This window comes from Dictyobacter formicarum (assembly GCF_016587435.1).
Genome location: NZ_BNJJ01000013.1, coordinates 147,441 through 167,063, shown reverse-complemented (window position 1 = coordinate 167,063; position 19,623 = coordinate 147,441). Strand labels below are relative to the sequence as shown.

At 51.8% G+C, this 19,623-nt stretch carries 17 protein-coding genes; 7 read left to right on the top strand and 10 right to left on the bottom strand.

What is annotated here, in order from left to right; translation table 11 throughout:
- Positions 1 to 19 precede the first annotated feature (19 nt).
- The 3 genes from JMI88_RS22620 (at position 20) to JMI88_RS22610 (ending at position 1,454) form a co-directional block, all read left to right on the top strand.
- Positions 20 to 430, top strand: a complete 411-nt coding sequence (locus JMI88_RS22620) for a hypothetical protein (protein WP_201364243.1) — start codon at positions 20 to 22, stop codon at positions 428 to 430.
- The gene (locus JMI88_RS22615) at positions 408 to 791 is read left to right on the top strand and encodes a hypothetical protein (protein WP_201364242.1); all 384 of its coding nucleotides are present in this window, start codon (positions 408 to 410) and stop codon (positions 789 to 791) included. The genes JMI88_RS22620 and JMI88_RS22615 overlap by 23 nt, the downstream gene beginning before the upstream one ends.
- 390 nt (positions 792 to 1,181) lie before the next feature.
- Entirely contained in the window at positions 1,182 to 1,454 is a 273-nt protein-coding gene (locus JMI88_RS22610) for a hypothetical protein (protein ID WP_201364241.1), read from the top strand.
- A gap of 200 nt (positions 1,455 to 1,654) precedes the next feature.
- Here the strand turns inward: JMI88_RS22610 and cydC are convergent, their stop codons facing one another.
- The 8 genes from cydC to JMI88_RS22575 form a co-directional block, all read right to left on the bottom strand.
- Entirely contained in the window at positions 1,655 to 2,962 is a 1,308-nt protein-coding gene (cydC, locus tag JMI88_RS22605; RefSeq protein ID WP_236023011.1) for a thiol reductant ABC exporter subunit CydC, read from the bottom strand.
- Positions 2,963 to 2,970: 8 nt separating this feature from the next.
- Positions 2,971 to 3,420: an ABC transporter domain-containing protein gene (locus tag JMI88_RS39485; protein ID WP_236023010.1), complete on the bottom strand. Its 450-nt coding sequence runs from the start codon at positions 3,418 to 3,420 to the stop codon at positions 2,971 to 2,973.
- Positions 3,417 to 5,168 carry a thiol reductant ABC exporter subunit CydD gene (gene cydD, locus JMI88_RS22600; RefSeq protein WP_201364240.1) on the bottom strand — a complete coding sequence of 584 codons (1,752 nt, stop codon included), beginning with the start codon at positions 5,166 to 5,168 and terminating at the stop codon, positions 3,417 to 3,419. The genes JMI88_RS39485 and cydD overlap by 4 nt, the downstream gene beginning before the upstream one ends.
- A 155-nt stretch (positions 5,169 to 5,323) precedes the next feature.
- On the bottom strand, positions 5,324 to 6,343 hold the full coding sequence (gene cydB / locus JMI88_RS22595) for a cytochrome d ubiquinol oxidase subunit II (protein ID WP_201364239.1): 1,020 nt from the start codon (positions 6,341 to 6,343) through the stop codon (positions 5,324 to 5,326).
- 13 nt (positions 6,344 to 6,356) lie between these two features.
- A complete protein-coding gene (locus JMI88_RS22590; protein ID WP_201364238.1) occupies positions 6,357 to 7,745 on the bottom strand; it encodes a cytochrome ubiquinol oxidase subunit I in 1,389 nt (462 codons plus the stop codon).
- Between the two features lie 442 nt (positions 7,746 to 8,187).
- Complete coding sequence (locus JMI88_RS22585; RefSeq protein WP_201364237.1) at positions 8,188 to 8,667, bottom strand: YbaK/EbsC family protein; 480 nt, start codon at positions 8,665 to 8,667, stop codon at positions 8,188 to 8,190.
- Between the two features lie 123 nt (positions 8,668 to 8,790).
- The gene (locus JMI88_RS22580) at positions 8,791 to 9,447 is read right to left on the bottom strand and encodes a response regulator (protein WP_201364236.1); all 657 of its coding nucleotides are present in this window, start codon (positions 9,445 to 9,447) and stop codon (positions 8,791 to 8,793) included.
- Positions 9,444 to 11,939 carry a sensor histidine kinase gene (locus JMI88_RS22575; RefSeq protein WP_201364235.1) on the bottom strand — a complete coding sequence of 832 codons (2,496 nt, stop codon included), beginning with the start codon at positions 11,937 to 11,939 and terminating at the stop codon, positions 9,444 to 9,446. Before JMI88_RS22575 ends, JMI88_RS22580 begins: the two co-directional genes overlap by 4 nt.
- A 393-nt stretch (positions 11,940 to 12,332) precedes the next feature.
- On the opposite strand from JMI88_RS22575, the gene JMI88_RS22570 reads away from it, so the two are divergent.
- Together JMI88_RS22570 and JMI88_RS22565 are read left to right on the top strand one after the other, a co-directional pair.
- Positions 12,333 to 12,878 (top strand): GtrA family protein, encoded by a 546-nt coding sequence (locus tag JMI88_RS22570; RefSeq protein ID WP_201364234.1) that lies wholly within the window; start codon positions 12,333 to 12,335, stop codon positions 12,876 to 12,878.
- On the top strand, positions 12,878 to 13,864 hold the full coding sequence (locus JMI88_RS22565; RefSeq protein WP_201364339.1) for a glycosyltransferase family 2 protein: 987 nt from the start codon (positions 12,878 to 12,880) through the stop codon (positions 13,862 to 13,864). The genes JMI88_RS22570 and JMI88_RS22565 overlap by 1 nt, the downstream gene beginning before the upstream one ends.
- A gap of 90 nt (positions 13,865 to 13,954) precedes the next feature.
- Here JMI88_RS22565 and JMI88_RS22560 read toward each other — a convergent pair whose 3' ends face one another.
- Entirely contained in the window at positions 13,955 to 15,403 is a 1,449-nt protein-coding gene (locus tag JMI88_RS22560; protein WP_201364233.1) for a vanadium-dependent haloperoxidase, read from the bottom strand.
- 262 nt (positions 15,404 to 15,665) lie between these two features.
- On the opposite strand from JMI88_RS22560, the gene JMI88_RS22555 reads away from it, so the two are divergent.
- The gene (locus JMI88_RS22555) at positions 15,666 to 17,504 is read left to right on the top strand and encodes a copper resistance protein CopC (RefSeq protein ID WP_201364232.1); all 1,839 of its coding nucleotides are present in this window, start codon (positions 15,666 to 15,668) and stop codon (positions 17,502 to 17,504) included.
- Between the two features lie 112 nt (positions 17,505 to 17,616).
- Here JMI88_RS22555 and JMI88_RS22550 read toward each other — a convergent pair whose 3' ends face one another.
- Positions 17,617 to 18,300 (bottom strand): hypothetical protein, encoded by a 684-nt coding sequence (locus JMI88_RS22550; protein ID WP_201364231.1) that lies wholly within the window; start codon positions 18,298 to 18,300, stop codon positions 17,617 to 17,619.
- 384 nt (positions 18,301 to 18,684) lie between these two features.
- On the opposite strand from JMI88_RS22550, the gene JMI88_RS22545 reads away from it, so the two are divergent.
- Positions 18,685 to 19,497 carry a polysaccharide deacetylase family protein gene (locus JMI88_RS22545; RefSeq protein ID WP_201364230.1) on the top strand — a complete coding sequence of 271 codons (813 nt, stop codon included), beginning with the start codon at positions 18,685 to 18,687 and terminating at the stop codon, positions 19,495 to 19,497.
- The last annotated feature ends 126 nt before the right edge of the window (positions 19,498 to 19,623 follow it).

The window sequence follows — 19,623 nt, the reverse complement described above, 5'->3', positions numbered from 1 at the left end:
TAGCAGGAAAGGCAATACAATGGAAAAACAGCAGAGTATGGAGAAAGAGTTCACCATTCAGCATCTTTGTTTTAAATTGCATTTACGTGTATTGCCCGATACTTTGCGCTTGATAGCAGCTTACGTAGCACTGGGCCTATCCAGACGGCAAGGACGCCGGAGCGAGAGGCACGCGAGCAATTTATTTCCACCATTCCTGATACTCCAGGTGGGGAGCGGCTTCCCCAGGAAACGTTGTCTCAATGTGCATGATTCGGGGCAAGTGTGCATGTTTGAGGGCAAAATCGGTCGAGATTTCAGGGCATTTACCAAATATATGTATCAAGTGCCGATGCCGGCACATTTTATGACAACAATCCTGGCGGAAAAACGCCAAGAATTCTTCCAGTCAAAGGACACAAATCACTATGGTGACGATTACTATTCATGAAGATTGCGGTAATGCGCCTAAGAAATTATTTCTGAAAGATTTTATCGTTGCGGCCGTCAGCAACGACAGTGCTTTTGTTGCCCGCAACACGACTGACGATATCCGCTGGAACCTAGTTGGCGGCCGGTGCATCAGCGGAAAACAGGACGTTCTCACAGAACTTCAACGGTCGAGAAGTGATGAGGTTGCGGAACTGATCATCAATACGATCGTCACGCACGGATACAATGGTGCTGCCGATGGATTACTGAAGTTCAAAGACGGGAAGACGGTCGCTTTCTGTGACGTCTACCAGTTCCGTGCCTCAACGAACAATGCGCCCATAAAAGCGATAACAACGTATGCGATTGCGCTGGCGTAAAGGGAGGCAATCAGTCAGCTTTGATTACCAGAAAGCACGGATAAGAGCCTGAGACGCATTTGTTCTTCGTGAAGCATATCGTGCCGCCTCCTTTCTAAAGCATGTCGCGCGTGATTTTGCCACAACATGCTGTAAATTTCACATACCACCATACAAAAACAGGGATTGGGCGCGCACGCGCCCCTTCGCTGATGATGGAAGTTGGACGCTTTCTTCTAAATAGCTACAAAATAGCTATTTAGAAGAAAGCATTATCGAATTTTAGCTGCTTATATAGTATTATGCAAATATATTTGCACTGGTCTTAAATTGCTAATCTTTGTGATGTTTGTATTTTATAAGATGTCAATCTACCGTTGGACGAATAGTTATCGCTGCAGGAGGCACTTGATGGAGGAAACAAACGTCAGGGAGATCCTTTTGGAGATTCACCAGAAACTTAAGCCGCTATCGGAATTGTCAGCTTCGATTATCACGCAGGCAGAGCTGCAGGCGTACACCGAAAATTTGTATAACCAGCTGGTGCAGGTCGCATACGATGGCATCAATTACGTGAAAAAATTAGAAGTGGGCCAGACTGTGACACAAGAGATGTTGGATGAGAGGGATATGTTGGTGGCGCGCGCGCAGCGCCTGATTCTGGATGCCCCAAATGCTCGCTAACCCTTTAAGGTTTTGTAGGGGTATGAAAAATACGCAGCGCGCATTTTTCATACTTCAAAGTCATGTGAGCTGCAGAAAATGTACCATGGTACATTTTCTGCAGCTCACATGAAAAACCAGCTCGGGCGCGTATGCGCCCGTCCACAAGGGAGCGACATTCTCCCCATAATGGCAGGATTCTGGCACTCTGCTGGAGTGCATCAGGCTGATACATTGGTTTTTGAGCGTTGTTGCCGCCACATTCTCCAGTAGAGACCTTCGTTTTGTATGAGCATGGCATGGCTGCCGCGCTCAACAATTTTCCCATGCTGCAGCACCAGGATTTCATCGGCCATCTCCATTTCGACCAGCCGATGGGTTACCATGATCGTTGTGCGCTGCTGGCGCAAGCTTTTGAGTGCATCCAGTACTGCGCGCTCGGTAATTGCATCCAGATTTACGGTTGGCTCATCCAGCACTAAAATGGGCGCATCTTTAAGGAAGGCCCGGGCGATGGCGACCCGCTGGCGCTCACCGCCGCTCAAGCGCAATCCCTGTTCTCCGACCTGGGTATCATAACCATCGGGTAGGCTCATTACAAAGTCATGCAACTGAGCCTGTAGCGCTGCTTCAATCAGCTCTTCTTCGCTGGCCCCTTTACGCGCAATCAAGATATTCTCGCGAATACTCGTATTGAACAGGTGGGTATCCTGTTCCACTACGCTCACCTGCTTGTAGAGGTCATCCTGCTGATAATCTTGCAGCGGAAAGCCACCAACGCTAATCTTACCTTCCTGGTAGTCCCAGAAGCGTAGCAGGAGGTGGGCCAGCGTTGATTTGCCGGAGCCACTTGGTCCGACCACCATGACGCATTTGCTCTGCGGCACCGTAAAGGTAATGTCCTGCAAAACATCGGGCTCGTCGGGAGCATAGCGAAAGCTCAGGTGCTCGATCTTGATTACTTGATTGATTGGCGTTGGCGATGGAGCCACCGGATTGCTGACGGCCGGTTTTGCATCCACTACTTCAAACAGGCGCCGTGCCGCTTCCAGGCTACTACCCAGTTGTTGGAAAGCCGCTGGCAGCGTTATTACACCCTCGAAACTGGCCAACGCACCCAGTACCAGTACGGCCAGGAAGATGCCATTTAACGTTCCCTGGTAGACACGAGGGATGGCTACCAGCAGCATTGTCCAGGCCGTCATGTTCATCAATAGATTGCTCAGGCCGCCTTGCATGCCGCTGATATAGGCTGAGGTCATCTGCAGCTTCTGCAATTTCTTGTTCAGCGTCTGGATATAGCGGGCCTGGCGCTCTTCCTGACCAAAGGCGACCAGGTCGGCTATGCCCTGTACGCTATCGACCAGGTGCGACTCTAGCTCGGCCTGCGTGCCGACCATCTCGCGACCGACGCGTTGACCCAGCAGGTGGGCCAGCCAGGGCACACCGACGCCAGAGATCACGTAGAAGACGATAAAGATCAGGCCAAAGACTGTGCCAAAGTAGCCAAAGAAGATCCACATCAGCACTCCGATAATCAGAGCAACCAGCGGGGGGCTAGCACTCTGATATAGAAGTTTTGTAATGTGTCGATGTCTGAGACTGCGCGCCGCAGCAGGTCTCCGCTGCGTAGCTCGTGTTGCTGACCATCCATTTGCTCCAGCAGGTGCGCTGGTATCAATGGCTCCAGGGCGCTGTAGAACCAGACGCGTAGCCTGGCCAGCAGGCGAAAGGTGGCGCGGTGTGAGACCAGGCGCTCCAGATAGCGGAAAGTGCCACGGGCAATGCCAAAGAAGCGTACGCCGACGATGGCCACATTCAGCGCCGCCACCGAAGGGTGTAGGGCCGCCACCGAGATGAGATAGGCTGAAGTTGTCAGCAACCCGATACCACTGAGTATGGTACAGGAACCGAGCAAGGCTGCCAGCAGCATCCAGTTTCTAATCGGCCAGGCTAGCTGGATCAGACGGCGCAAAGTGGCGTTCATACGATTGCCTCCTCATCTTCATAAGCTTTGATGAGTTCCTGGTAAGCGGGCGATTGTGCCAGTAGCTCCTGATGGGTCCCGCTGCCAATCACCAGGCCATCTTGCAAGACGACGATGCGGTCTGCGCTACTGATGGTGTGTAGCCGATGGGCGATGATCAAGACAAAGTGGTCGGGGGCGACACGATCAATGGTGCGCAAGACCTGAGCCTCGCTTTCGGCATCCAGTGTCGATGTAGCCTCATCTAGCAGCAGGATGGGACTCTGTTTGAGCAGGGCGCGCGCCAGGCTCAGACGTTGTAGCTGTCCTCCACTCAGGCGGGTGCCTCGTTCGCCGATCGGTGTTGCATAACCCTGCGGCAGCGATTGGATGAAGTCATGGAGATTTGCCATGCGGGCCACCTCGATTACTTCCTCCATACTGGCTTCCGGTCGGCCCATCCTGATATTTTCGGCCACCGTCGTATTGAACAGATAGGGGCGCTGCGGCTGCCAGGCCACCAGTTTGCGCCACGCGGCAGCACTGAAGTCGCGAATATCACGCTGGTCGGCCCGAATACTTCCCTCATCGGGCTCGATGAAGCGCAGCAGTAGATTCGCCAACGTGCTTTTACCAGCGCCGCTCCTGCCGACGATGGCAACTTTCTGGCCACGCTGCATGGCAAAAGAGATGCCGCGCAGGGCCTCGTGGCGTTGTCCATCCGTGCCTGGATAGGCGTAGTGCACTCCATCAATCAGCAGCGTCTGCTCGATCTTTGCCGTCTCCTCCATAGCGGTTGTTGTAGCCTCTGTGGTCGCCGATGTCTCCAGAATATCAAAGATACGCTCTGCTCCGGCTGCACTGTTCATACTGGCATGGAACTGCGTGCCCAGGTTGCGCAGAGGTTGGTAAAACTCAGGGGTCAGCAGCAGTACAAAAAAGGCTTGTTCAAAAGGAATAGAGCCATAGAGCAGGCGTAGCCCGATCTCAACGGCGATGATAGCATTACTGATGGTGGCTCCCAGTTCCATCACTAACGAGGAGAGAAAGGCCACGCGCAGCACCGACATCGTGGTATCCCCATAGCGATCGCTAATGCGACGAATGGTCTCTTGCTGAATCTTGTTGCGCCCAAATAGTTTGAGCGTCGTCATTCCCTGCAAGACATCTAAGAAATGCGCGCTCAAAAGACTCATCTGGCGCCAGCGACTCTCGGTCATGGCGTTTGCCTGCAAGCCGATCAGAATCATAAATACCGGTAGGATTGGCCATGTTACCAGCAAGACGATGCCGGAAAGAAGATCGGTTGAGAAGACCGTAATCAGAATCACCAGCGGGATAATCATGGTCGCGCAGACCTGCGGAAAGAACAGGTTAAAATAAGCATCCAATGATTCAACCGCTTCGGTGGTGGTATTGGCGATCTCACCGCTGCGCTCGCCGCGCACATACATGGGTCCCAACTTGAGTAGATGCCGGAAGAGACGCAAGCGCAGATCACTTTTGACTGTGCCAGAGACGGTATTGGTGGCGATGTCGTTGCCCCAGATGATCGCCGCTCGACCCAGCAGGATCGCCAGCAGTATGAACAGGATGCTGATTACCTGAGCCAGGCCCTGCTTCTGTAAGAAGATCGTATTGATGATCGAAGCGATATAGTGCGATTGTAAGATGATGAAAATGGCGGTAAGAAAGCTGAGCACACCCACGATGAGCACATAGATGCGCATGGTTTTGACATACTGTAGCAGGCGTTTATTTATCTTCATGAGAACCGCTCCTGATCGTAGGTGCGCTCCTTGCGGGCTGATCGTAAGTGCGCTCCTTGCGGGCGCTTCTGAAGCTGAAGCGCCCGCAAGGAGCGCACCTACTTGATATAATCAACGCTAATTCATTATATCAAGGATACAGGGTGGACGGATGATTAGTAGTGGCCGATTTTATGCGGCTGGATGCGCTGTTTAAAGACCCAGTAGTTCCAGCCCTGATAGAGCAGCACAATGGGCACAATGGTCAGGCCCAGCCAGCTCATCACTGTGAGCGTGTATGGGCTGGAAGATGCATTGCGAATTGTCAGCGTCCAGGCCGGATTAAGGCTGGATACCATGATGTTTGGGAAGGCACTGATGCCAAGGCTCAAGGCGGCCAGCACAATTGTGATTGTGGTCATGCTGAATGCCCAACCGCTATGATGGCGCCTCAGTAGCAATGGGATGGAGATCAAGGCGGCCAGCATGGCATAACCCAGCGGCATCACCCTTGCATCCAATAACATGTGATGGATGACCGTCGTGTTGAAAAATCCCATAGTGACAAAGAGCAGGAATACGACCACGGCAGGCAGCCAGATGCGTCGGGCGGCCCGTTCGGCGCGCGCCATCAGCGGCCCTTCGATGCGTAGGCTGAGAAAGATCGCGCCATGCAAGGCAAACAACATCACCACGGCCAGTCCACATAGCAGGGCAAAAGGATTGAATGGTGTCAACAGCGTGCCAGCATAGTTCATATGGGAGTCAATGGGTACGCCATGGATCATATTAGCCACAATCACTCCCCACAGAAAACCGGGTAGAGCGCTACCAACAAAGAACAGGCCATCCCACAGCGCACGCCAGCGCGGATGTTCTCGCATGCTGCGAAACTCGATCGCGGAACCTCGGATGATCAAGGCCAGCAGGATCAGAAACATCTCCAGATAGAAGCCACTGAACATCGTCGCATACCAGTTAGGAAAGGCGGCGAAGATGGCACCGCCAGCGGCGATCAACCAGACCTCATTGCCGTCCCAGAAGGGGCCGATCGAGTTGATGATCATACGCCGATCGGTATCGCTCTTGCCCAGGAAAGGCAAGAGAATACCGACACCATAGTCAAATCCCTCCAGTACAAAGAAGCCTGTGAAGAGGATGATAATAAGAACAATCCAGAGTATTTGTAGGTCCATAGTTTTCCTCTTCTTAATAAGCTGCAACCAGTTCTTCTGCTTTATTTTCCACGTGCGTCTTCTCTACGGCGGCGACACCCTGACGGGCTACTTTGAACATCAGCAGACCATCAATAACGGCCAGTGCACCATAGACGACGATAAATGTGATCAGCGAGAAGAGGATAACGCCAGGGCTGACCGACGGCGAGACGCCATCAGCGGTCTTCAACAGACCATTGACCAGCCAGGGCTGGCGCCCGATTTCCGCCAGTATCCAGCCAGCGGTATTCCCGAGATAGGGAAGCGCTATGGCGGCTACCAGTAGCCACAGGAACCACTTCATCTGCTCCAGCCGTTTCTTCCACATCAAGAAGAGGCCAGCCATTGCCAGCAAGGCCATTGCGGACCCTATACCAATCATCAGACGGAAGCTCCAGTATGTGACCACTACTGGCGGCACATAGTTACCGGGGCCATATTCTTTGACATACTGAGCCTGCAGCTCTTTAATACCTTTTACTTCACCGGTAAAGTTGTTGTAGGACAGGAAGCTCAGGGCATAAGGCACCTTGATCGCGACCACATCTTTCATATTCTTCGGATCACCGATGGTGAACAGCGAGAAAGAGGCCGGACTCTCAGTATCCCAGAGTGCTTCAGCGGCGGCCATCTTCATAGGTTGCTGCTGGACCACATGCTGGCCACTCAGGTGACCGGTTACTGAGACGGCGATACCGCCTACCAAAGCTACAAGCAGGCCAATGCGCATTGAACGCTGGAAGAAATCGCGATCCGATGACTTTTTGATAAAGTGGTATGCGCTGATGCCGACTACAAAGAAGGCACCAGTGGCGATCGCGCCAAAGAAAATGTGAGGAAACTGTTCCCACAGCGTTGGATTGGTCAGTAGCGCAAAGAAGTTGGTCATCTCAGCGCGGCCATTGTGTATGGCATAGCCAACCGGCTGCTGCATAAAGGCATTGGCAATAATAATCCAGAAGGCTGAAAGGTTGGAGGCCAGGACTACCAGCCAGATGGCCAGCAGGTGTACTTTTTTCGAGAGCCTCTCCCAACCGAAGATCCAGACGCCCAGAAACGTAGATTCCAGGAAGAAGGCCAGTAGCGCCTCAATCGCTAGTGGGGCTCCAAAGACATCCCCAATGAAGCGGGAATAAGTGGACCAGTTCATGCCAAACTGGAATTCTTGTACAATACCAGTCACTACCCCAAGCGCAAAATTGATGAGAAAGAGTTTGCCCCAGAACTGGGCCATGCGTTTGTATGTTTCATTTCCGGTACGCACATAGACCGTTTCCATAATGGCGACGATCAATGCTAAGCCCATCGTCAGTGGCACAAATAGGAAATGATAGATAATCGTGCTACCGAATTGTAATCGTGAGAGTGTTAATGCATCCACAGATGCGCTCCTTATTGTTTAGCGGAATAATAATTGTTTCGTGGATCTCACTCCAGGAGTCCGCTGTGCATCATTGCTTTTTGTCTCTTTGTTTTGTTCACCCATAGTATGGCACTGGTTAGCCTCTTCAGACATCAGAACTTTACCCGATTAAGGACCTGATTATTGCTGCGAGTTTTTACTGGCATTTGACGCAGAAAAGAGTGGAGACGTTTCAGGCATCGGGTTTTCGCGTCCTTGCGAATCGCTTTTCTGATATGCAGGAGATGATTTAGCAGGCGTTTGGATGTAGCAAGGGGAGGAAATGTATACTCTAGCGCTGTATAGAAGCATCAGGGGTGCATCCATAACACCTTAGTGTATCCATTACAATAACCCGTAGGTGTTGGGCTCCAATACATGTCATTGAGGCGAGGATACGAAGAGAAAGAAACAAGACGATCTACGATGAGACGAGGGTGGCTGAGGTCAGCTGGATGATATCGTTGACCTTTAGTTGCAGGTTGACGCCGCGCTGCCCGGCGCTGATCGCGATTTGCTCGAATTGGGAGGCGCTCTCGTCGATATAGACATCAAAGGGACGGTTGAGCAAAGCCAGGGCCGAAATGCCGCCGACTTTGAGGCCGGTCAATTTCTCTGCCTGGTCGTGGCCCGCCATGCGTACCGCTTTGGCGTCGATCTCGTGGGAGAAATGGCGCAAATTTAGCTCTTGATTGGCCGGTACCATCACCAGCAATGGATGGGCATTGGGTTCGTTTTCGCGTAGCACCACCAGCGTCTTAAAAACCTGGGCGGCCGGCAAGCCGATCTGCGCGGCTACCTCTTCGGCATTGTGGATGGTATCTGGAAACAGGTGGACAGTATAAGTGATTTTATGGGCATCCAGCACTCGCATTGCCTGGGTGCGTACTCTTTTAGCCATACAACATACGGTCCTTTACTGATTGAGATATGTGGTGCTTGCCGTGGCAAATGGCGCTCTGCGCTGGCTATAGTATATCACCATCCAATCGCTGATATTAGACTGTGGATGTATGCACTCAGGTTAGCGTTCGTCTAGCAGCAGGCCCTGCCGCTGGGCCAGGGCAATGGCTTCGGCGCGGGATTGCACTCCCAGCTTGCCATAGAGGCTGGTGAGATGTGTTTCGATGGTCTTGACCGATACGCTCAAACGCCTGCTGATCTCGGTATTGCGCAGTCCCTGGACCACCAGTCGCAGCACCTCCTGCTCACGCATGGTCAGCGGCTCACGGGGTCCAGCCTGCGCCTCGTGTTCCTCCTCCAGCAACTGGCGGATTTCGGGTGAGAGGCTGCGTTTCCCCTGCGACACATCATGGATGGCCTGGCGGATCGCGTTACCGCTGGCACTTTTCAGCCAGTAGCCTTTGACGCCAAATTTCAGCATGGTTTGTACATAGGCGATCTGATCATAGGCTGTCAGAACCAGGATAGCGGGCGGCGTAGGTCCTGGCTGTGAGAGTAGTGCCTGGGCGGCCCCAAAGCCATTCATGCCCTTCATCGAGATATCTAAAACCACGACATCTGGCCGCGTATGCTGGCAGAACGCCAGCACTGCGGCACCATCCTGCGCCTCTCCGATCACTTTTAACGCAGGATCTTCTTCGAGCAGTTTACGCGTACCTTCACGCATCATGGCGTGGTCATCCGCCAACAGAATAGTCACGGGGTGGGCGCTTCTCATTGTGCCAGTTCCTCCTGTGTTGGCCTGTCATTATACGCCAGGGCGGTCATGTTTTCTACCTGTGGGACTGTAAGTATTGTGGAACGAGGGTGCTCCTCGGGCAGCAGGTCCCCTGGTTTATAGGTGGCGCGCACGGCTGTTCCTCGGCCCGGTTGTGTTCGTACTACGATTGAACCGCTGATGGCGGACATGCGCTCATGCATACCTACGATGCCCAGGCTCTCCAGGCGTGGATCACCCAGGCGAAAGCCAGATCCATTGTCGGCGATCACCAGAGAGATTTTCCCCTGCTGACTATAGCGCAGGCGTACCATTACCCGGCTGGCATGTGCATGCTTCACCACATTGGCCAGCGCCTCCTGAGCCACGCGATAGAAGGCTAGCTCTACCATGCTCGACATATTGCTGGCTCGTTCGGGCTCTGGTCCCAGGCTATAAACGATCACTTGCAGCTTGTTGCCCCCCATCTTTTCCGTCTGGCGGCCGAGCCAGCGCAGCGCTTCAGCCAGGCCCAACTCTTCCAGTAGCGAGGGACGCAGCGCCAGGCACGTGCGGCGAAGATCGGTAACGACCGCCTGGGCCACGGGCAGTGTCCTGGTTACATCATCCATCGTGCGAGCATCGGAGAGCTGACGTACCAGCAGCATCGCCTCCTGCAACACATCATCATGCAGATCCAGCGCCAGGTGGCGGCGCTCCTCTTCCTGAGCCTGAATTACACGATGGTTGAGGGCCATCAACTTCTGGGCATCCGCCTGCGCCTGGGTGAGATAGCGATTATTGACCTCCAGCACCGATAGCTGAGCCACCAGCGAGGCCAGAAAGCTCTTATCCAGGCGGCTATAGGGCTCGTAATTTTGTTTTGGTCCCAGGCACAAAAAACCAGTGACCAGTTCACCATCATAGAGTGAAAACAGCAGCATGGAATCTAAAAGCAGTGGTTCAAACGAGCGTTTTCGAAAATGAACCAGGGCCAGGTCGGCCGCCTCACGCAACCGGTGATCGGTAAAAGCTGCGCGCTCCTGTGAATGGCGATAGATATGCCACGTACTGGTATCCCTGCTCTGCTCGGCCACATAGCGCATCTCGTCCTGTGAAATAGCACGGATAAACAGCGCCACCTCATTAGCATTGAGTAGTTGCTCAAGCCTGGGCAGGATAAATGCGCTGATCTGGTCCAGTCCTCTTAGTCCAGTCAGGGCTGTACTGAGCTGGCGTAGCTCATCATTATACTGATAGAAATCATGATAGAACACATGGTCGCCCGCATCGCGTACCTTGTTCCAGACCAGGGGAAAGAGCCAGAGGCTGAACGCCATCAGGCCCGCGTAGAGGTAGTCGCGCCACTCCAATTGGACCGTGCTATCGCCGCTGGTAAAGGTGCGTAGAGCAATGATGGCTGGAAAAATAAAGGCGCAGGAGAGCAAGGCCCATAGGAAGACGCGCATAACTTTTCGGCTCAGCAGGCTGGTGGCTCCCAGCAACTGATGGTGGAAGATCGCATAATCGCAGATGATGGGTAGGATAACCAGTGGTACCGGCACCAGGTGGAGCAAGCTCGAGTGGAAGAAAGGCATCGGGGGCACGATGCCGATCGTCAGACTGGATATGACCAGCAAGAAAATAATCCCGATCGTGACCATGCGAGCCAGTTGTTGCTCGGTGCGAGCCATATGGCGCATACCCCAGATCAGTATCCCGATCACAATCAGTACGCAGACGATGTTATAGAGAAAGGCTAACAGCAGAAGCAACATATGCAGCGATGTATGTGCCCATATCGGAACAAGGTTAAGCAGCATCAGCACGATCCCTACGCCCAGCGGCACATAGGGAAGCCAGCGTAACCCTTGTCGGGTAGTATGGTTTAACAGCGGATGCGGGAAGAGGCAGACGAAGGTCGTCGAAAGCCCGGTCGTTAAAATGAGCAGGTTAATAAACAGCGCGCTAGCCCAATGCACATTTAAGTTAAAGGTGCCAAACAGGGAGCACATCAGAGAAACCACGTAGAACAGAATAAAGGCCACGCGTGCAGTTGGTCGATCTTTTGAGCGGAAAAAGATTGCGATACCCGCAGTATCAAAGATCAAGGCCAGGATGCCAGCGATAAAAACATCGACCGGGTTCATCGCCTGTGGTGAGGCATGAATCGTAAATGGATGCCCGCCTGGTTCAGTGGTCGCTACAATATTGCTTTCCAGCTGGCAATTCTGTATATGTCCTGGTGGGAAAGGCCGCTCTTTTGGATAGATCACCGAGCCCACGCGCACATTGTTTGTCCAGGCATCAGTAAAAGGGGTCACGTTGAGCACCTGGCAGATCCCGGGTCTGCCATTGACGGGCGCGAGAGTGACTTCTGGATGGGTTGACTGGTTTTTATTCAAAAGGATCAGCAAGACCAGCTGGACCCCCACGCACAGCACAGCGATGAACCAGCGTCTAATGGTTGTTCCGACAAATGTTTGCTGTGGTAGAAAGAGTTTCTCTTTCACGCGCTGCCTTCTTTCTGCTCTCCCTACGAACGTTGTTGCTCTTCACTCAACCTATAGTCATTGTATTGTAGCGTAATTTGCTGTTGCCGAACATCAGGGATTTCCCCGGCTTGAATCCTGCACATTAAAAGTGGCACCTGCTCAGGCGCATCAAACATCAGGGATTTCCCCGAAGACAGACACAGGTTGAATAAGTATGCTTTGGGTAGCTCCCATGTCCTGGTTAGCTCTCTTCATGAGTTTTTGTGCCTATAGTGCACAATAAAAGAAGATATGGGTCGTCAGCGCTCCCACGCCAGACAACCTGTGTAGGAATGGAAGTCTGGCACTCTATAGAAGATAGGGGGCCAGAGAATCAGTTTAAGTGAAACTAGATGAAATGGTGGTATGTGAATGGTGCAGTTATCTGGAAGCCTGAAGCAGAGCATACAGTACTTTAATAAGATTCTTTTCTCACGCGCTGCTCGTCCCTTGCGCTTTGTCTGTACTGGTGGCCTGGCTGCTATAATTCAGTTAGGCCTATTGAATACATTAATCGCGAAGGGCTGGGAGTCGGCAACGGCCAATGTCGTCTCCTTTCTACTCTCAGCCCAGGTAAACTTTCTCATGAGCTTCTTTTTTACCTGGCGCGACCGCCAGCCAGCCTCGGACGCACAGGCGATGCATGTCTTATTCTCGCGCTGGCTCAAATTTCATAGCTCGATTGTGTTTACTGCCCTACTCAATCAGATTGTGTTTATTGCGGCTCGTTCATTTATTCCAGCTTTGCTTGCTTCAGCACTAGGCATAGGTGTGGCATCTCTGGTAAACTTCTTTACAATGAATACTCTGGTTTTTCGTCCGAAAATGACATCGGTTCAGCTGCTATATCCGACCGAAATGAAGAAGCCTGAAATGAAGGTGATGAATGACAGACAGCCTGAAGAGGAGAATGTGTGATGATTGCACCACAGGAAGATAGGATGCCGGGGGCTCTCGCACAGCTTGTTTATTCTATTGTGGCTCCAGTCTTCAATGAGGAAGAGACGCTTCCTCATTTTTATAAACGCATCATCCAGGTGATGGAGACCCTGGATGAACCGTTTGAACTGATTTTAATCAATGATGGCAGTAGAGATAAATCCTATCGAGTCATGCAGGAATTGCATGCCCAGGATTCGCGTGTGCGTATCATTGATTTCTCACGCAACTTTGGCCACCAGATTGCTATTTCGGCGGGTCTTGATTATGCGCAAGGAAAAGCTGTGGTTGTCATTGATTCAGATTTACAGGATCCGCCAGAAGTGATTCTAGATCTGATCGCGCGCTGGAAAGATGGTGCCGAAGTGGTCTATGCCCAGCGAGAGTCCCGCATTGGCGAGACAAAGTTTAAACTGGTTACGGCCTCACTTTTCTACCGCTTGATTGATCGCATCACTTCAGTCCATATTCCTCGCAACGTCGGCGATTTTCGCCTGATGGACCGCACCGTAGTGGAGTCTTTGATCCAGATGCGTGAGCACCATCGCTTTATGCGTGGCCTGTCCGCCTGGGTCGGTTTTCGTCAGGAGGCCGTCCTCTATCATCGCCAGGAACGTTATGCTGGTTCCACCAAATATCCCTTGAGGAAAATGATTAGTTTTTCTCTGGACGCGATTACTAGCTTTAGCCATCTTCCTCTTCAACTGGCTACTACTTTTGGTTTTATCCTGGCGGGCATTAGCTTGCTAGGCATTGTGGTGGCCATTTTCCTACGTTTGATCACTGGCGCCATCGTCGGACAGGCCTCAACGCTGATCCTGGTGTTGTTCCTCGGTGGTGTACAGCTCATTTTTCTGGGCATCATTGGCGAATACCTGGGACGCATCTATGATGAGGTGCGCGCTCGCCCTCTGTACATTGTGCATCACACGCTTGGTTTTACAAAGAAGGACGCATCCGAGTAGTATTCCGGTGATAGTATAGGTCACATGCTTACATGCTTGTGCATCTTTCTGGACACTCGGGTAGGGATGCACGAGCAAGGAAGTTATGACTTAGATGCTGCCGTTGATATAGCGCTGGGCGCGCTGCCAGACGAGCTTGCCAATCTCACGGCCAAGGACGCGGCCTGTGATATCCCCCTGCTCAAAATGCGTACCGGCATAGAGGCGCGAGCTTCCTGCTTCGCTGGCTGCCTCGCTAAAGGTTTTCCATCTGAGGGTGATATCCGTTTTTGGGGTGGTGCCCGGCTCGATTGCTGAGCTTCCCGCCTGCCTGGTATATGCTCCTCCGAAGTAGTCGCTGCGAGTAAAGAAGTTCAGTATGCTGGCGCTGGCGACGCTGAAGGCGCTATGTTCTGAACAATATTCGGGAGTAGATGGCGTGATACTGTTGTCCATTTGATAGGGGCGCCAATCAGATCCATTAATGAGCCCGCTTCCTTGATGAGGGCCACCCCAGGCCAGCACCGAGCGTCCGGCGTACAGATAATGGATGGCTGTGATGGGGCGCTCAGAATTGTACGCTCGTTTTGTATCCCAGCAGACAATACTGGCGTCCAGCAGGGCATTGCCCAATATAAAAAAGAGCTTGATGGTACTGTCTAAATTATACAAATCTCGTCGTACCACATAGCGCGCAATTACAAACCAGTGGCCGGGCAACTGCTCGTTGGAAGGACCATCCTGCCAGTATTCAACGATGGTTTTTTGTTTATCGGTGAGATTGGCACTGATATCTAGCAGCTGGTTGGCTTGCATACTGTAGCGCTGGTTATAGATGGTGGCTGGAGGAACAGCGGGACGGAACTGCGAGCCATGCGCAAGGGAGAATGGCCTGACCCGTCCCCAGTGTGGCGTGACACATTTCTGCACAGTTATGCTCTGATCTGTTCCTGGCACACGGAGCGGCTGCCAGGAATTGGGATCGCTGATCTGATCCGGCGTATTTACCGGCTGGTAGCTCGTATAGTCGGCATAAGCTCCTGGTTGCATATCGCCCAGCTGATTTGAGCCATCGTGATGGCGAAAGTCCAGCACCATGCGTGCCATCAGATTGCCGATGCCAGCGGGCGTGCTGGTATTGCTGGCCTGGTTCAGGGTTGAGTATCCCAGTCGACACATAAGTGTACGAAACTGCAGCTCTTGTTCGGGAAAGAGATCTTGTAGGGCCCAATAGGCGGCATAGCTGATCGCCTCTTCTTTGTTGGCCTGGGTATGTTCGTGCTCAGGACGGCGGAGCCGCGTGGAGCAGCAGGTGCTGCTGGCTTGCAGATTATAGGCGGACCAGGCGTCGTACATGCAGGTATGCACAATGGCCAGGGCTCGCGCAACTATAGTGACAGTCGGTTTGCTGGTGCGGATGGCCTGCAGGAGCGCCTCATTCCAGAGCAGGGCCACCTGGGCACTATACATGCTATTCACAGCAGGCAGCGTATTCACACCCTTGAGCAAAGTCATGCTAGCGCGCAGAATATTGTTGCGATCCACCACTATCTTACCCATTATCTATAGCTTTCTTCTATGGGGAATACTCCTTTCCGGGGGAGCTTACGGGGTTGCGAGCCTTTTACCGGTGTCGTCTGAGTATGACTGGTCTCTCTTTTTACTATACAAAGGGATTAAACACCGCTATGCCAGAGCTTTTATATAGTGATGGATGTTGTGTCGATCGCAGATCTGGAGTAAGGGCAGTTTGCCAGTTTCTTGCCACCCTGGCGTGTTATATATAGTAATGGCACAGGCGAGAAAATAATAAGAAGGTCTCATGGGTACACACAGTCAACTTTCCTCTATACTGGTAAAGAGAGCAGGCTTTATTTGCTGTATTGTCTGTTGCTTGTTCTTCTTTGGCGTGCCGCGTGACGCGCATGCTATGGTTTCGCTCGCTCAATATAGCCATAGCAATCCAGCCGCCAATGCGCATCTAGCCAGCGGTGAGCCGCCGGTGGCGGTACAGGTCTGGTTTACTGAGCGGATCGAGCCAAAGTTCAGCCATGTTGAGGTTTATAATCAACAAAATAAGCGTATCGATCGCCACGACAGTAATGTCAGTTCGGATGGAGCTTCGTTGCGTGTGTCGCTGCTGGCAGGCTTACCCGATGGAGCATATCGGGTGGTTTACTACAATGTTTCGCAGGCCGATGGGCATGCGGTTGCTGGTAGCTTTAGCTTTGTTGTTGGTGGTGGGACATCCCCTGTTCACCCTGCTCCCAACCAGAGCTCCAATGTTAATAGCGATTTCAATGTCTGGAGTGTTGGCATACGCTGGCTGAACTACCTGGGCCTGGCAGGATTGGTGGGAGGCCTGCTGTTCTGGCTATTGGTCTGGCGTCCAGTTATCGACGCTTTGATTGAGCACGTTGGACCCGAGTCGAGACAAGTGCGGCAGGTGATGCTGCTGCGTTCATCCGATTTTTTGTTCTGGTCCTGGCTAGTGGTGAGTGTTGGTTCAATCGCCTTTCTCTTTTACCAGGCCAGTATCGGCAGTGGAGCCGCGCTCTGGGCTATTTTTGCCAATCAAGCACTGGAAAACGTTGCCTTCAAAAGCCGTTTTGGGGTAATCTGGCTTTTCCGTCTGCTATTCTTATTGGTCGCTTTCCTGCTATGGCTGATCGGTCGTCGCATCATCCTGGAACGCCGCTATACGCTGAACGAGTTATGGGGACTCCTCTTGCTCATCAGCATTGCTATCATGTGTACGACCTCTTTAAATTCCCATGCGGCCGGTCGGCAAGATCTCTTGTTCATGATCCCCTCTGATGTAGTGCATATGCTAGCAGCAAGCTTCCTGGTGGGTGGATTGTTAATGCTCGGCTTTATATTCCCTATGGCACTGCGCCAGTTCAAGCTTGGTGCAGCCGACCGCACACGTGTCCTGGTGGCCATCATTCCGCGCTTTTCGCTGTTTGCCATTATCAGTATTGTGGTGTTAAGTATTACTGGCACGCTCGAGGCTGGCGTCCAGCTAAAGTTGTTTGAACAGTTATGGACCAGTAGTTATGGTCAGGCCTTGTTGCTCAAACTGGGCCTCTTTGCCCTCTTGCTTGCCCTGGGTGTTTATCAGCAGCTGCGCATAGTACCGCGTATAAGCACATCTGTCTCCAACCAGAGTGGGCGCATGGACGCTGGATCGTTAGCTACAGATAAGCTCCAGCGTCGTTGGCAAGTTGTACTCAGGACAGAAGCTGTGCTGGGCATATGCTTGTTAGTGAGCGTAGGCATCCTGACCAGTTTAAGCCCTGCTCCTGTGGTGAGCTCTCCTGCTCCCAAAGCTGTTGTATACCAGGGGACAGCGAGTGGCCTGCAATATACTCTGACGCTCGATCCCGCCAGATCTGGTAGCAATACCATTGAAATTGAATTGAAAGATCACTATGGACAGCCTCTGCATACCACCAATACCGTGATTGTGCGTGCCAATATGCTAGATATAGATATAGGAGTGCAGGAGCTTACTCTCCAGCCAGTGAAAGGCTCGCCCGGTCGCTATCGTACCACCGGCGCTAATTTCGGCATGGCAGGCAACTGGGAGCTAACCTTAGTGATACATCATGCTGGCTCAAATGATATTCAAAAGACCTTCATCATTGCACTTGGTTATTGATCCGGTGCACTGCGCCTACGTTCTTTTCCGCAACACATGTGTATTTTTGATTGGCAAAGACGTGAGGAGAACGAGAGGTCACGGCGCTCAAACGCTGTTAGAGAGAAAACTTCTAAAAAGTGATCAGTCCTGCACGCTCCAGGTCGGTAAGTAGCACATATATCTCGTCCAGTCTACGTGCTGTCAGGCGGCCAAGTTCCTTTGGTGTGCGACGATTATCGACTAAGAGAAATACCTGTCGATGTAGGCGCGATAGCCGATGTTGCTCAAGTAGCCTCAGGCTATGCTCATTGTTGGTCGAACGTCGCTGGGGGACGCGCTGCATAGGTGTAGATGGTATTGGAGTCTGATAAGGATCTGCCTGTTGTTTTGAAACTTCTCCCAGGAAAGGAAAGCCAGGGTTGGTACCTGGATGTTGGATACGCCGCATTGGATCGGTGCTCCTGATAGGCGGCATTCCGGGAGATGAGGTGACAGGGGATGGTAGAGTGGACGGTTTCTCAATAACTGGTGTAGGCGGTGGTGAAGAGGCAGAACTGCTCGTCTGCTCTAAGGTATGGTCGAATTTAAAGCGGCATGATCCCCAACTTTGCAGCCACGCCAATATATCCCTACCTTGATATGGAGGGGTGGCCTGTGTCTCAATCATTTTGCCTTTTAAAAAGCGTGCCACAACTTTTTCCGGACCTTGCTGTCCACTACGTTCGGCAACCAGGGTCCCTGTCTGGCGCGAAAAAGTAATCACCCGGATCACATCGGCCAGACGATCCGTGATTGTTCCAAATTGGTCTGACATACGCAGACCCCCTCTCATGAAGTTCGTCTTCGAGACATCAATGTGGGTATTTATTTTATCCAGGGTGAGAAGCTGTACATATCTCTATGGCACTGTACAGCAGAGAAGAAATTATTTTTTGCCATCAATAGATTTCTCGTACAATAAAGCATAGGATACGTCAATGTTTTTGTCAAGCTGGAAATTTATCCATTTCTATATCTATCGGGCACTATTTTAGTGAAAAAGTTCATCTTTAATCAGTGGTGTACCTCATTTGAACTCAGCCATTTTTGCTCTATGCTTTCTATAGCAAATATAAATCACATGCATATGTATATGGTCACAATTACCACCTATAAAAAAGCTCATAAACAAATAGCCTAAAAGGATTTGGGAACGCCTATGAAGAAGATATTCTTATTGCTTGGCATTTTAATTGCCAGCCTGGCAACCTGGGGATCGGTTGTTGTAGTCTATGCCAGTGATGTACATCCAGTTGTATTATCTTCAACTCCAGTTGTATTGTCTTCAACTCCGACGGTACAACCAACCGCAACAGTTAAAGTTATTAACGATAAACCTGCAACTCCAGCGCCGGATGTAGTACAGAGCGTCATCTTTCAGGGTAGTTCTACTAAGCCCGAAATTGCTCTGACCTTTGACGATGGCCCTAATCCCGTCTTTACAGGCCCGATATTAAATATCTTGCAGAGCAATCATGTGCACGCGACCTTTTTCTGTGTCGGCGAAAACGCACGCGACTATCCTGATATGGTGGCCCAGGAAAATAATGCTGGCCATGTTGTCGGCAACCACACCTGGAATCATCCTGATCTGACCCAGGCTTCTGATATGGTGATTAATAAAGAATTAGTTGATACCAATAATGTTATTCAGAGCGATAGTGGCGTCACACCTGTTCTCTTCCGGCCTCCCTATGGCGCGATCAATGCAACAGTCAAGGCCCATGCGCAGCAACTCCACCTGACACCTGTATTGTGGAATATCGATACGCAAGACTGGAGCCGTCCAGGTACTGCTGCGATTGTACATGCTGTGCTGGATCATGCAGGGAATGGCGACATTGTCTTAATGCATGATGGCGGCGGAGATCGTAGCCAGACCGTGGCGGCGCTGCCACAGATTATCGCCGGACTACAGCAGCGAGGTTTTACTCTGGTAACAGTGCCCCAACTCATCAAAGATATGCAATAGTTTCATCCGTTCCCTCGTCCCTAACTGGCTGTTCTGTAGGTTTTAGGATTGCAGGCAGCCAGTTTTGCTGTGCAAAAACAAGACATTGTCCTTCTGTGAGCCTGCTCATCCGTGATAGAGATAGAA